Consider the following 12,138-nt stretch of genomic DNA (forward strand, 5'->3'; position numbering starts at 1 on the left):
TGATCGAGGACAGCGATCCGGACCCGGGGGTGCCCGTCACCATCGCTCCGGGTGAGAAGGCGTACGCCGCTCTGCTCGTCAGTGGGGGCGCCCGGGACGATTACGAGGTGAAGAGCATCGCCCTCAGCCTTCAGGGCAGCGAGCCGGGCGGCAACGTGAGCGAGCCGATCGACGTCCCCATGCCCGTGGACACGTTGTATGCGGACGACGGTCAGCTCGTCACCTACTGGACGACTGCTTCCGGCTTGGCCCTGGACTTCATCATGTCGAAGTGACGGACCTCGATTCGGGCCGCGTCCTGCCTGCGGCCCGCTGACGTGCTCGGTCGCGGCCCTCCGGGCGGCGGACGCCCGGAGGGCACGGGATCGAAGCCGGAACCGCCCCGGTGTCAATGGGTGTAGAGCCACCAGTAGTAGTGGTAGTCGTCCTGGCTGTATTCGCGCTTGCACTTGTATTCGTGCCACTTGCCGTGGCTCTGGCCGTCCTTGCCGGCCTGACGGCAGGAGTTCTCGTCGTCGTAGTGGCCACGCTTGTCCCAGTGGGCCGCCGCCGGGTCGCTGGGGTCCGCTTGGCTCGTGGGGGTGCTGGGCGCGCTCGGGGAATCGTCCGACGGGGCCGCGACGGCCCCCGCCGTGCCGGCGAACAGCAGCCCGGCGGTGATCGCGGCCACCGCCGGTGCGTGGCGTATCGTCCTGGATTTCATGAGGTCCCCCCTCTTGGGCATCTGTCCTGATGGTGGGCGCGGAACGCGGCCGCCGGAAGCTTGGCGCCCCGGGCGTGCGGGAGCGGGATCCCGCGGGTGTCCCGCGCGGGCGGGCCGGCCCTCCTACGGCGTGCGGAAGCTCCCCGCCGGCTCTCTGCCGTCCGGAGGCCTGGGTCGGCAGCGACCACCGCTTCCCCAACCGCTGCGGCGATGTCCTGGTCCGCACCGTCAGTTCTCTCCGCGTGGTTCGTCGCCTGCCGTCCTGACCTGCTTGCGGTAGGCCCCCGGCGGCGATCCGAAGTGTCGTTTGAAGGCTTTGGCGAAGGCGAACTCCGACGTGTACCCCGTGCGCTGCGCGATGGTGCTCAGCGGGGCCGGCGATCGGTGCAGCAACCGCGCCGCGGTGGCCATCCGCCAGTTGGTCAGGTAGGTCAGCGGCGGCTCGCCGACCACCGAGGCGAAGCGGCGGGCGAACGTCGCGCGGGACAGTCCGGCGCGGGTGCCCAGCGACTCCACGGTCCAGGGATGGCCGGGATCGTCGTGGATCGCTTTCAGGGCCGGGGCGACTGCCGGGTCGGTCAGCGCGGCCGTCCAACCTCGGGCCCGGTCCTTCGGCAGTTCGGCGTACCACGACCGGAGGATGTACAGCAGCAGCAGATCGATGAGCGCCGTGACGACCGCGTCCGAGCCCGGCTGCGGCGCGTGGAACTCGGCGCACAGCTGATCGACCGCCGAGCGCAGCACCGGGTGGCGGCCCGGAACCGCGGGGAGGTGGATGACCTCCGGTAGATCGCTGAACAGCGGATGCGGGCGGTCGACGTCGATCGCGTACGCGCCGCACACCAGCACCGTGTGCGGCCCCGGTCCGTCCACGGTGACCTGGCCGATCGGCGAGGAACGGTCCACGCGCTCCGGTACGAAGTCCACCGGATCGCGGCCCGGCACGTCGCACAGGGTGTGTCCGCTGCCGCGCTGCAGGAACACGATGTCGCCGGGGCCGAGCGCGAGCGGTTGGCCGTGCGGTGGCAGCAGGTGGCAGCGTCCTTCCACGACCACGTGGAATCCGGCTCCTGAGATGGGTTGGAACTTCAGGGCCCACGGGGCGTGCGCGTCGGTGCGCGTCACCATCGGGCGTCCCGTGCGCAGGACTTCGAGGGTGTCGCTCAGGATGTCCATGGCGTCACTCTAGTGCCTGCGCAGCGAGACGGTCTGACAGGGAATCGAGACTTCAAGTCATTCACCGTCTCGATGTGGAGGCGTACGTTCTTGCCATGGCGGTTGCCGAACCCCGGCACTGCATCGACGAAGGAATGGATCCCATGTCTCTGGCCGGCAAGAAGATCGTGATCATCGGTGGAACCTCCGGCATCGGCTTCGCGGTAGCCCAGCAGGCCGCGGCGGCCGGCGCGGACGTCGTGGTCGCCTCCAGCAATCAGGCCCGCGTGGACGCTGCGACGAAGCGGTTGGGCGAGCCGGCCGAAGGCCGCCGCCTGGACGTCGCCGACGGCAACGCCATCGCCGCGTTCTTCGAGCAGGTCGGGGAGTTCGACCACCTCGTCTACACCGCGGGCGAATCTCTGCTGATCAAGCCGTTGGCCGACACCACCCCGCAGGAGGCCAGGGCCGTCTTCGAGCGCCGGTTCTGGGGCGCGTTCCTCTCCGCCAAGTACGCTGCACCGCGACTGCGCGACGGCGGCTCGATCACTTTCAGCTCCGGCGTCCTGGCGATCCGCCCCCTGCCCGGAACCGCGCTCACGGCAGGTATCACCGGCGGCATCGAGGCCCTCTCCCGGGCACTCGCCGTCGAACTCGCCCCTCTGCGCGTCAACGTGATCCAGCCCGGTGTGATCCGCACCGAGCTGTGGGACGGCAGCGTCCCGGACCCGGAGGCTTTCCTCCAGGGCGCCGGGTCCGAGCTGCTCACGCGGCGTGTCGGCACTGCCGAGGAAGCCGCGGCGGCCTATCTCTTCGTCTTGTCCAACGCCTACGTCACCGGCACCACGCTCGCGATAGACGGCGGCGCGGCACTGGTGTGACACGGGCTCCAGCGCCTCTGCCGGATGCTCGACCACGGGCCACGGCACTGCGAGAGGGCGCCGCGTTCGGAACGAGAGATACATAAAGCATTCATATAAATATTGTATGCTTCCCGCATGAGCCCTCAAGACGCCGCTCGTGGCGCTTCCACTGCGATCGGGTCGGCCCTCTACGGGCTGGCCACCAGGGCTGTGAGACGCCTTCCGCGCGACATGAGCATCACGTCCGCCGCCACCCTGGCCACCCTGCACAGTTCCGGCCCGCGACGGATCACCGAGCTGGCCGTGATGGAGGGGGTCACCCAGCCCGCGATGACCGTCCTGGTCCGGGTGCTGGAGGAGTCCGGACTGGTCGAGAGGAGGGGCGACGCGTCCGACAAGCGGGTCACGCTGGTGTGCCTCACCGAGGCCGGCGCGTCGTACGTTCAGACGCGGCGCCAGGCGGGCGTCGATGCGTTCGCGCGGCTGATCGACCAACTCGCCGACGACGAGGTCGAGGCCCTGGTGGCGGCGCTTCCGGCGCTGGCGCACCTGGCAGAGCTCGAAAGCCAGGACCGAGAAGGGCCGGAGCGGTGACGGAGCGCACCCTGGAGCGCTCCGAGGCGCGGCTGCTGGTCCCCGCCCTTGTGTTCATCGCCCTGGTCGTGGCGGTGGTCGCCAGCCTCGGAACGCCGCTGATCACCAATGTGGCGACCACGTTCCACGTCTCGCTCGGCAGCGCGCAGTGGACGCTGACCGTCGCGCTGCTGAGCGGCGCCGTCGCCACGCCCGTCCTGGGCCGGCTCGGAGCCGGCCCACACCGACGGGCCGCGATCCTCGCCACGCTGGCGATCGTCGTCGCCGGCAGTGCGCTCACCGTGCTGCCGCTGCCGTTCGCGTGGCTGCTCATCGGCAGGGCGGCCCAAGGCGTCGGGCTCGGTCTGACGGCGCTGATGATGGGCGTGGCCCGGGACCATCTTCCCGAGGAGCGCAGCACGGCGACGATCGCCCTGATCTCGGTGGTCTCGATCATCGGCGCCGGCGTCGGCTACCCGCTCACCGCACTGCTCGCCGAGATCGGCGGCGTACGAGCCGCCTACGGATTCGGTCTGTTCGTCAGCGCTGTCGCCTTCCTCACCGCGTGGCGTTCCATACCCGTGGCTCCCGAAGGCCGCTCCGCTCACGTGAACGTGGCGGGCGCGCTCGTCCTGGCGGGCGGGCTGTTCCTCGTGCTGTTCCTGGCCGGCCAGAGGAGCCTGTGGAGCCGTCACCTCACCGCGGCGGTGATCCTCGCCGTCGCCGCCGTGCTCCTGCTGTGCGTCTGGACTGCCTCCGAGCTGCGCAGCAAGGCGCCTCTGGTCGGCGTCCGGGCGGTACGGAACCTGGCGGTCGCCGGAGCGAACATCGCCATGTTCGTCGGCGGGAGCGGCATGTACCTCCTGCTCACGCTCATCACGCGGTACGCGCAGACGCCGCACAGCGCCGGCTACGGCTTCGGGCTGACCACCTTCGCGGCCGGGCTGGTCCTCGTCCCGTTCTCGGTGCTGGGGTTCGTCGCCGGCAAGCTCACGCCCCGGGTTCGGACGCTGATCGACGCACCCTTTCTCCTGGCCGGCAGCGCCGTCGTCGTCGGCGGCGGGTTCGTCCTGTTCGCCGCGGCCCGGTCGAACCTGGCCGAACTGCTCGTCGCGATGGGCGTGCTGGGCTTCGGCGTCGGCGGCTTCTCAGCCGCGATGCCCGGCGTCATCCTGGCCGTCACACCCAAGAGCGAGACGTCGAGCGCGATGAGCTTCAACTACGTCGTCCGCAGCGTCGGGTACTCCCTGGGCAGCGCGATAGGCGGCCTGGTCCTGGCCGCCGGCACCGACACCGGTCATCTCTTCCCGGACTACCACGCCTACACCACCGCAGCGCTGGTCGGCATCGCCGCGATGGCGGTCACCGCCATGACCGCCACCGCTCTCGCCCGCCACCGCCCGCCGGAGATCAACCCCACCGCAGCCACGGCCAGCGTGCCGAGTCGGCGCCGGTCGAGCCGATGACCGGCTCGCCGGATGAGCGGCGGCCCCGTCGCCCTGATGGGGCCGAGGAAACCCATCGATGGTCGCCAGCGCCAATGGCCTGCTGAAACAGGTGGACCGCGACTCAGCCAGCAGCATGCGCGGCGTCGCCTCGACCATGCCGGAACAAACCACAGGGGCATGGGATTGCCGGCCTTTTCAGCACCAACGGCTGTTCCGTTGTTCCAAGCGCCGCCAATTGCATCGGATGCGAACTGGCGACGGTATGCACATCGCGTCCGATGTGATGTGCGGCTATGCAGCTGACCAGCCACGTCGGACGTCTGGGTGGACTGCGACCGTAGCGCTCAGCAGGGGTACGCGGCGAGCTCTGGCTGCCGGCTTTCCGCCACGCGACTCTCTTCAAGACCGCGTACGCCTTCGGCACACGGCGGAACGAGACACGGATACTGGACGCCGCCGGCTTCAGAGGGACACCTACGCTGTTCTGCCAGCGGCAGAACACCGGCCGGACCGGGCTCGACGATCACTACAGTCCAGTCTCATGACGACGATTACAACGCGTACGGTCGAGTACCCGGCCGACGGTTTGACGATGATCGGGCACCTCGCGCTCCCGGCCGGTGCCGACCGCCGGCCCGCGGTGCTGCTCGGGCCAGAGGGCATGGGGCTCAGCGACGTCGAGCGCCGCCGGGCCGATGCTCTCGCCGAGCTGGGATATGTAGCGCTGGCCTTCGACCTTCACGGCGGGCGCTATTTGGGTGACCCCGAGGAGATGCTGGCCCGTTGCTTGCCACTGCTCGCTGATCCCGACCGGATGCGGCGCATCGGCCACGCGGCACTCGACGAGTTGCGCACCGAGCCGCGGACCGACCCCGACCGGATCGCCGCCATCGGCTACGGCACCGGGGGCGCCATCGCGCTGGAACTCGGGCGCGACGGCGTCAACCTGCGCGCGATCGCGACAGTCAACGCAACTACCACGGGCCGACCGGGCGAGGCAGCGCGCATCCGCTGCCCGGTGTGGGCCGGGGTCGGATCGGAAGACCCGATCATGCCGCCCGCGCAACGAAACGCGTTCGCCGCTGAGATGCAGGCCGCGGGCGTCGACTGGCGCCTCGCGGTCTATGGCGGCGCCTTGCACGCCTTCCACCACCCGCCGGTCGGCCACCCCGTGGTCCCCGGTGTCGGCTACCACCCACGGCACGCGCAGCGAGCCTGGCGCGACGTCATCGACCTGCTCACCGAGTGCCTGCCCGTGACGGAGGACCTGGGGGCATGACCCAGGCGAACATGCCGGCGCCAGGACTGACCGGCGTCGCGCACCGACAGTCTCCTCCCCTCAAGCCCTCACAGCAGAACCACATTCGGGCGGTTGTGCGATCAATGGAGACGTATTCACAACTGCCGCGGTAAATACCGGATTTACTGCGACGGAGCCTGGCCGTGATCGTTGTCTCCCCGCTCAAGCACCGCAATCTGAACCTGCTCGGCCGCTACAGCTTCACCGCCGGCGTCCCGGCCTCCGGCGCCCTGCGCCCACTGCGCGACCCGGAGCGCCCGAGCTGGATGAGGACGAGGACGACGCGGACTGACGCCCTCACTCCCCGCAGCGGCAGCGCGATGCTGTCCGGCTCGCGAGAAGGATCGGACCGGATGCGGGCGGTGCCCGGCTGAGGCCTGCGTTCGGTGCAGGCGTCCGTGTATCGGTTCAACGGTGGTTTCGCCGGAAGGGACCGTAGTGGTGCCGTACTGTCCCGTGAGGCCGTGGCGAGCTGTTGGTGCTGGTGCTCTCGCGCTTGGCAGTCAGGATGGCTGGACTTGGTCGAAGAGGGCGAGAGCTTCGGCGGGGTCCGGGCTCACGAGTCGTTCCAGACCGGCCGTCGTGATCTTCGCCCACCTGCCGGCCCGTGCCCACATCTGTTCCTCGAAGGCGCGGACGGCCTCGTCCAGATCTCCGGGGCCGGCGGCGATGGACTCGGCGAGTTCGGCGCCCTCCAGCATCGCGAGGTTCGCGCCCGCCCCCAGTGGGGGCATCAGATGGGCGGCGTCGCCCAGTAGCGTCACCCCGGGGACGTGGGTCCAGGTGTGGGACACGGGCAGGACGTAGAGGGGGCGGTGGGTGAAAGCGGTGGCGTGGTGGAGGAGGTCGAGGACGGGAGCGGCCCAGCCGTCGAACAGCGTCAGCAGGCTCGATCGCACGGCTTCGACGTCGGCCGGGTCCAGGTCCGAGTGCCAGTCCAGCGGCGCGCGGAACTGGGCGTACACCTTGACGTGGCCGCCGCTGTTGCGCTGGGCGACGAGAGCTCGGTTCACCCCGTACACGGCCATGGAACCGTCGCCGATCAGCCGGGCGAGGTCGGGGTGGCGGGTGTCGACGTCGTCGAGGGAGGTTTCGACATAGGTGACGCCGCTGTAGTGCGGTGTCACCGACGAGACTGCCGGGCGTGTCCGGGACCAGGCGCCGTCCGCGCCGACCACGAGGTCGAACGTCTCCTGTCGCCCGTCCGCGAAACGGACTACTACACCCTCCCGGGTCCCCGGCACCACCTGCGTCACACTCCGCCCCCACCGGACGTCGAGAGGGCCGAGCAGCAGGTCACGGAGTTGCCCGCGGTCGATCTCGGGATTGGCCCGGTCATCTGGACGGGGTCGCCAGTCGCGCAGGACGGTGCCGTCCGCGTCCAGGATGCGCATGGCCTGCCCCTCGGGGCGGGACAGCGCCTGGAACTCCGCCAGCAGCCCCGCCTTGTCCAGCGCGAGCTGGCCCAGCCCCTCGTGCAGGTCCAGCGTGCCGCCCGGAGGGCGGGCGTCGGGGGCGGGATCGCGTTCGAGGACGGCGACGGGGTAGCCGTGGCGGTGCAGGACACGGGCGAAGGTAAGGCCTCCAGGGCCACTCCCGACCACAGCGATACGTTGTCTCATGGCGATACACTGTATTGCCTCAAACGATGTATCGCAGCAGAACGGTGTGAACCATGAGTGTGTGGGACCGGCCGGAGCCGTCGACTCGCCCCGTACCGCTCGACCGGCAGCGGATCGTTGCCGCCGCCATCGCGCTGGCCGACGAGGGCGGGCTGGACGAGGTGTCGTTGCGCAAGGTCGCCGCCCGGCTGAACGCGGGCCCGATGCGGCTGTACGGATACATCTCCACCAAGCAGGAGCTGTTCGACCTCATGGTGGACGAGGTCTACGCCGAGATCCTCCCCCAGGAGCAGCCCGGTGACTGGCGTGAGGCGCTGCGCACCCTCGCCCACCGCACCAGACACGCCGCTCTCCGGCACGAATGGCTGGCCGACCTGCTTGGCAGCCGCCCGGCCCTGGGCCCGAACGCCCTCGCCGTGGGCGAGGCCACGCTGGCCGCCCTGAACAGCCTCACCGACATCGACACCGCCTTGCGCGCGGTGGAGACTGTCAGCGCCTACTTCACCGGCGCGATCAGGCGCGAGATCGCGAACCTGCGGGCTGAGCGAGCCACGGGCCTGTCGAAGCACGACTGGCAGCGCGCCTCCGGCCCGCATCTGACAAGGATGTTGGCCACCGGTCGCTTCCCGGCACTGACCAAGGCCGTGTACGACGGCACGGACGTGGACGCCGAGGCATCCTTCGCAACCGGCCTGGACTGGGTCCTCGACGCCGTGGCCGCCAAACTCACCTGATGGCCACTGGAGGTCACCACCAGGCTGGACGCCACGGAGCAGTACCGGAAGCTGCGGTCAGCCGACTGAACCTGCTACTCCGCCGGAAGGGGACTCAGCGGAATCTGCATCAAGGCCCAGCGCGTGAAGGTGAGCAGAGCCTCGCCGGCGATGTCCTCAAGCCGGTCGAAGTCCTCCGGCAGCACGTCGAGCAGGAAGTGCTCGACTTCCCGGTCGGCTCGCTTGATCAGGACGAGGGAGGGGATCGCTTAGGGCACCTTCTCCGGCATGAGAGCAGATTAGCCATCGACGGCCGGACCGCGAGTTGCTGCTGGCACAGACCACGCCTCTGCGACGCCCCCATCACCCGAAGTGACTGCAACGACGCTTGGGCAGCAGTACTCGTGACAGTTGAATACGCGAGTCCACCAGTACCGAGGCCGTAACAGCCAACGGAGCAACGCCGCACCGACGCGACGCGTTCCTGGAAGCTTCGGCACGTCGCAGCCATTACCGGCAGCGGCTCTCCGCCCCCACCAGCGCGTAGATCGCGAAGTCGCACCGGAGTACTGGCCGCCGGCGCGGAGACGCGGGTCACATCCGGCCATGTCACAGAGGACCCGCCTGCCCCGTCTGAAGGGGTGTGGCCACTGACGGCCACTGACGGCTGCTGAGACGGACCACGGAGGAACACATCATGGACGCACGACTGGACTTCTTCGCCGACCCGACCGCCGGCAAGGCCTTCAAGCACCTCATGTCGGCCGGCAAGGCGATCAAGGCGTCGCCGCTCCCGGCCGCGACGCAGGAGCTGGTGGCGCTGCGCGTGAGCCAGATCAACGGCTGTGCCGTCTGCATCGACATGCACACCAAGGAGGCCACCGCCGCCGGCGAGAGCGCGGTGCGGCTGCACCTGGTCGCGGCGTGGCGGGAGGCCACGGTCTTCACCGAGGCCGAGCGCGCCGCGCTGGAGCTGGCGGAGGAGGGGACCCGGGTCGCGGACGCGGCCGGCGGGGTCGGCGACGAGGTGTGGGCACGCGCCGCCGAGCACTACGACGGGGAGCAGCTCACCGCCCTGGTGATGCTGGTCTCCTTCATGAACATGGTGAACCGGCTGAACGTCGTCACCCGGCAGCCGGCGGGCGACTACGTGGCCGGGCAGTTCCACTGACCACCACGGGCACGGGTGAGGAGAAGGGATGTCCGGCGTGAGCAAGGCCGAGGAGTTCGAGGAGCTGCGGCCGCTGCTGTTCTCGATCGCGTACCGGATTCTGGGCAGTGTGGGAGAGGCCGAGGACGCGGTCCAGGAGACGTGGCTGCGCTTCGACGGCTCGGCCACCCGGCCCACGTCGGTCAAGGCCTTCCTGTCGACCGCGGTCACCCGGATCTCGATCGACGTGCTGCGCTCCGCGCGGGTGCGGCGGGAGGAGTACGTGGGCCCGTGGTTCCCCGAGCCGCTGCTGAGCGATCCGTACGATGATCCGGTGCGGTCGGTGGAACTGGCCGACTCCGTGTCGATGGCGGCGTTGCTGCTGCTGGAGCGGCTCAGCCCGCTGGAGCGGGCGGTGTTCGTGCTCCGGGAGGTGTTCGGCTTCGGGTTCGACGAGGTGGCCGCGGCGGTGGGGCGCTCGGAGGCGGCGTGCCGGCAGCTGCTGGTGCGGGCACGCCGGCACATGGAGGCCGGGCGGCCGCGGTTCGCGGCGGACCGGCGGGAGCGGCAGGAGCTGGCGACGCGGTTCTTCGACGCGCTGAAGGACGGTGACGTGGGCGGGTTGCGGGAACTGCTGGCCGCCGACGTGCAGTTGGTCGGGGACGGCGGCGGCAAGGCCCCGCAGCTGGCCAACGCCGTCGTGGGCGCGGAGAAGGTGGCCCGGGTACTGGGCGCGTACTATCCCTGGCTGGTCCGGATCGACGTGTCGTGCGAGCCCCACGAGGTCAACGGCCAGCCCGGGGCGGTCTTCCGCGACCGGGACGGCAGGGTGACCCACACCCTGGTCCTCGATGTGCTCGACGGGCGGATCCAGACCATCCGCTCGGTGGTCAACCCCGACAAGCTCGGCCACATCGGGCCGGTCGGAGACGCCTGGGCCCTGCACCACGAGGTGAAACGAGCCCGCCGTCGGCCGGCACCCGGGCCTTCCTGACGAGGCGTGTCCCCCTCGGGTGTGAGAATCGCGTCATGACGCCTTCCGCACCGGCTTCCTCCGACGACGGCCGCTACCTCCTGGACAACGAGCGGTCCGAGGCGGGCACCCGATTCGACGCGCTCGGCGAGCTGTTCGACCCGTCGACCTTCCGGCACATCGAGCGGCTCGGTATCGCCCCGGGCTGGCGGTGCTGGGAGGTCGGGGCCGGCGGCACCTCGGTGGTGGGCCGGCTGGCCGACCGGGTCGGGCCGGGCGGCCGGGTCGTGGCCACCGACATCGACATCTCCTGGGCCGGTCCGGCCGCGGGAGGTGTCGTCGAGGTGCTGCGCCACGACGTCGGCCGCGACGCTCCGCCGGGGGACGGCTTCGACCTCGTCCACGCCCGGTTGGTGCTGGTGCACGTGGCCGACCGGGAGCGGGCCCTGCGCGCGATGGCAGAGTCGCTGCGGCCGGGCGGATGGCTGCTGGTGGAGGACGCCGACCCGGCGTTGCAGCCGTTGATCTGCCTGGACGAGTACGGTCCCGAGCAGGAGCTGGCCAACAGGCTGCGGGCCGGCTTCCGTTCGCTGCTGGCGGGCCGCGGCGCCGACCTGGCCTACGGCCGCAAACTGCCCCGGTTGCTGCGGGAGACGGGGCTCACCGACGTCGGCGCGGACGCGTACTTCCCCATCACCGCGCCGGCCTGCGCCGTCCTGGAGGCGGCGACGGTCCGGCACGTGCGCGGCGAACTGGTCGCGGCGGGGCTGGCGACCGACGAGGAGATCGATCGCCACCTGGCGAACATCGCCTCCGGCCGTCTCGACCTCGCCACCTCCCCGATGATCTCCGCCTGGGGCCGCCGCGCGTAGCGCCTCGGGGAGCGGATTCCCCTTCCCGGCCCGCGCATGATCGACCATGCTGCCCCCTGCGGCGCGCGGCAGCGCGCTGTCCCGGTACCGCGGCATGGAGGACATCGTCATGACGACAAGCGCGAGCAGCAGGATGCTGATCGAACGGGCCTCGGCACTCGTCGGGCTGCTGCGTCGCAACGCCGCCCGCACCGAGGAGGACCGGGACATCGCCGAGGAGAACGTCGAATCCCTCGCCGACGCCGGCCTGTTCACGCTCACGGTCCCCGAACGGTTCGGCGGCCACCAGGCGAGCATCCGCACGCTCCTGGAGGTGAGCGCCGAACTGGGCCGCGGCTGCGGTTCCACCGCCTGGTTCATCGCCCTGGCCAACGTGTGCGGTTGGGTCGTCGGCCTCTTCCCGGAACGGGCGCAGCGCGAGGTGTACGGGGAGGGTCCCGGCACCCGGGTGTGTTCCGTCCTGACGCCGGGCGGAACGAGCCGGGCGGCAGGCGCGGGGCTGGTCATCACCGGGCGGTGGCCCTTCGCGTCCGGCTGCCTGCACGCGCAGTGGGCGCTCCTCGGCACGCCGGTCACCGGCGCGGACGGCGAGCAGCTGGACCGGGGCGTGGCGCTGGTGCCGATGGCCGAGCTGACGATCGAGGACACCTGGCACACCGTGGGGATGCGCGGCACCGGCAGCCACACCCTCGTCGCCGAGGACGTGTTCGTACCCGACCACCGCATCCTGTCGCTGACCGGGGCGCTGCGTGGCGAGTACCCCACC

The 12,138-nt window shown here is 70.5% G+C and carries 13 protein-coding genes and 1 pseudogene; 11 read left to right on the top strand and 3 right to left on the bottom strand.

The annotated features are described in order from the left end of the window. A pseudogene (locus AB0K09_RS21360) lies at positions 1-275 on the top strand (DUF4232 domain-containing protein); the annotation flags it as partial. 113 nt (positions 276-388) lie between these two features. On the opposite strand, the gene AB0K09_RS21365 reads toward AB0K09_RS21360, so the two are convergent. Both AB0K09_RS21365 and AB0K09_RS21370 read right to left on the bottom strand, forming a co-directional pair. Beyond that, positions 389-703, bottom strand: coding sequence for a hypothetical protein (locus AB0K09_RS21365; protein ID WP_366066968.1), 315 nt, complete (start codon positions 701-703; stop codon positions 389-391). A 228-nt stretch (positions 704-931) separates the two neighbouring features. Further along, positions 932-1,879 (bottom strand): AraC family transcriptional regulator, encoded by a 948-nt coding sequence (locus AB0K09_RS21370; RefSeq protein WP_366066969.1) that lies wholly within the window; start codon positions 1,877-1,879, stop codon positions 932-934. A 143-nt stretch (positions 1,880-2,022) separates the two neighbouring features. On the opposite strand from AB0K09_RS21370, the gene AB0K09_RS21375 reads away from it, so the two are divergent. The 5 genes from AB0K09_RS21375 to AB0K09_RS21395 all read left to right on the top strand — a co-directional run bounded on the left by AB0K09_RS21375 (position 2,023) and on the right by AB0K09_RS21395 (position 6,416). Continuing rightward, on the top strand, positions 2,023-2,739 hold the full coding sequence (locus AB0K09_RS21375) for an SDR family oxidoreductase (RefSeq protein WP_366066970.1): 717 nt from the start codon (positions 2,023-2,025) through the stop codon (positions 2,737-2,739). Between the two features lie 213 nt (positions 2,740-2,952). Then, the gene (locus AB0K09_RS21380; protein WP_366066971.1) at positions 2,953-3,315 is read left to right on the top strand and encodes a MarR family transcriptional regulator; all 363 of its coding nucleotides are present in this window, start codon (positions 2,953-2,955) and stop codon (positions 3,313-3,315) included. After that, on the top strand, positions 3,312-4,760 hold the full coding sequence (locus tag AB0K09_RS21385) for an MFS transporter (protein WP_366066972.1): 1,449 nt from the start codon (positions 3,312-3,314) through the stop codon (positions 4,758-4,760). The genes AB0K09_RS21380 and AB0K09_RS21385 overlap by 4 nt, the downstream gene beginning before the upstream one ends. Positions 4,761-5,283: 523 nt before the next feature. Further along, positions 5,284-6,021: a dienelactone hydrolase family protein gene (locus tag AB0K09_RS21390; RefSeq protein ID WP_366066973.1), complete on the top strand. Its 738-nt coding sequence runs from the start codon at positions 5,284-5,286 to the stop codon at positions 6,019-6,021. 164 nt (positions 6,022-6,185) lie between these two features. After that, positions 6,186-6,416 (top strand): hypothetical protein, encoded by a 231-nt coding sequence (locus tag AB0K09_RS21395; protein ID WP_366066974.1) that lies wholly within the window; start codon positions 6,186-6,188, stop codon positions 6,414-6,416. A gap of 129 nt (positions 6,417-6,545) precedes the next feature. Here the strand turns inward: AB0K09_RS21395 and AB0K09_RS21400 are convergent, their stop codons facing one another. Further along, positions 6,546-7,664, bottom strand: coding sequence for an NAD(P)/FAD-dependent oxidoreductase (locus tag AB0K09_RS21400; RefSeq protein WP_366066975.1), 1,119 nt, complete (start codon positions 7,662-7,664; stop codon positions 6,546-6,548). 53 nt (positions 7,665-7,717) lie between these two features. Between AB0K09_RS21400 and AB0K09_RS21405 the strand changes: the two genes are divergently transcribed. The 5 genes from AB0K09_RS21405 to AB0K09_RS21425 all read left to right on the top strand — a co-directional run. Then, the gene (locus AB0K09_RS21405) at positions 7,718-8,398 is read left to right on the top strand and encodes a TetR/AcrR family transcriptional regulator (RefSeq protein ID WP_366066976.1); all 681 of its coding nucleotides are present in this window, start codon (positions 7,718-7,720) and stop codon (positions 8,396-8,398) included. A gap of 676 nt (positions 8,399-9,074) precedes the next feature. After that, positions 9,075-9,548, top strand: coding sequence for a carboxymuconolactone decarboxylase family protein (locus tag AB0K09_RS21410; protein WP_366066977.1), 474 nt, complete (start codon positions 9,075-9,077; stop codon positions 9,546-9,548). A gap of 37 nt (positions 9,549-9,585) precedes the next feature. Beyond that, the gene (locus AB0K09_RS21415; protein ID WP_366066980.1) at positions 9,586-10,521 is read left to right on the top strand and encodes an RNA polymerase sigma-70 factor; all 936 of its coding nucleotides are present in this window, start codon (positions 9,586-9,588) and stop codon (positions 10,519-10,521) included. 35 nt (positions 10,522-10,556) lie between these two features. Beyond that, entirely contained in the window at positions 10,557-11,372 is an 816-nt protein-coding gene (locus AB0K09_RS21420) for a methyltransferase domain-containing protein (RefSeq protein ID WP_366066978.1), read from the top strand. Between the two features lie 46 nt (positions 11,373-11,418). Beyond that, the coding region (locus AB0K09_RS21425) for an acyl-CoA dehydrogenase family protein (RefSeq protein ID WP_366066979.1) at positions 11,419-12,138 on the top strand (720 nt) is incomplete at its 3' end.

Origin of the sequence: Streptomyces sp. NPDC049577 (genome assembly GCF_040675635.1) — a bacterium.
In the GTDB taxonomy this organism is placed as follows: Bacteria; Actinomycetota; Actinomycetes; order Streptomycetales; family Streptomycetaceae; genus Streptomyces.

Bases quoted from the DNA above. Each gene is read 5' to 3' on its own strand.
- AB0K09_RS21390 (WP_366066973.1), top strand. From the start codon at position 5,284: ATGACGACGATTACAACGCGTACGGTCGAGTACCCGGCCGACGGTTTG.
- AB0K09_RS21420 (WP_366066978.1), top strand. From the start codon at position 10,557: ATGACGCCTTCCGCACCGGCTTCCTCCGACGACGGCCGCTACCTCCTG.
- AB0K09_RS21380 (WP_366066971.1), top strand. From the start codon at position 2,953: ATGAGCATCACGTCCGCCGCCACCCTGGCCACCCTGCACAGTTCCGGC.
- AB0K09_RS21375 (WP_366066970.1), top strand. From the start codon at position 2,023: ATGTCTCTGGCCGGCAAGAAGATCGTGATCATCGGTGGAACCTCCGGC.
- AB0K09_RS21365 (WP_366066968.1), bottom strand. From the start codon at position 703: ATGAAATCCAGGACGATACGCCACGCACCGGCGGTGGCCGCGATCACC.
- AB0K09_RS21410 (WP_366066977.1), top strand. From the start codon at position 9,075: ATGGACGCACGACTGGACTTCTTCGCCGACCCGACCGCCGGCAAGGCC.
- AB0K09_RS21400 (WP_366066975.1), bottom strand. From the start codon at position 7,664: ATGAGACAACGTATCGCTGTGGTCGGGAGTGGCCCTGGAGGCCTTACC.
- AB0K09_RS21405 (WP_366066976.1), top strand. From the start codon at position 7,718: ATGAGTGTGTGGGACCGGCCGGAGCCGTCGACTCGCCCCGTACCGCTC.
- AB0K09_RS21370 (WP_366066969.1), bottom strand. From the start codon at position 1,879: ATGGACATCCTGAGCGACACCCTCGAAGTCCTGCGCACGGGACGCCCG.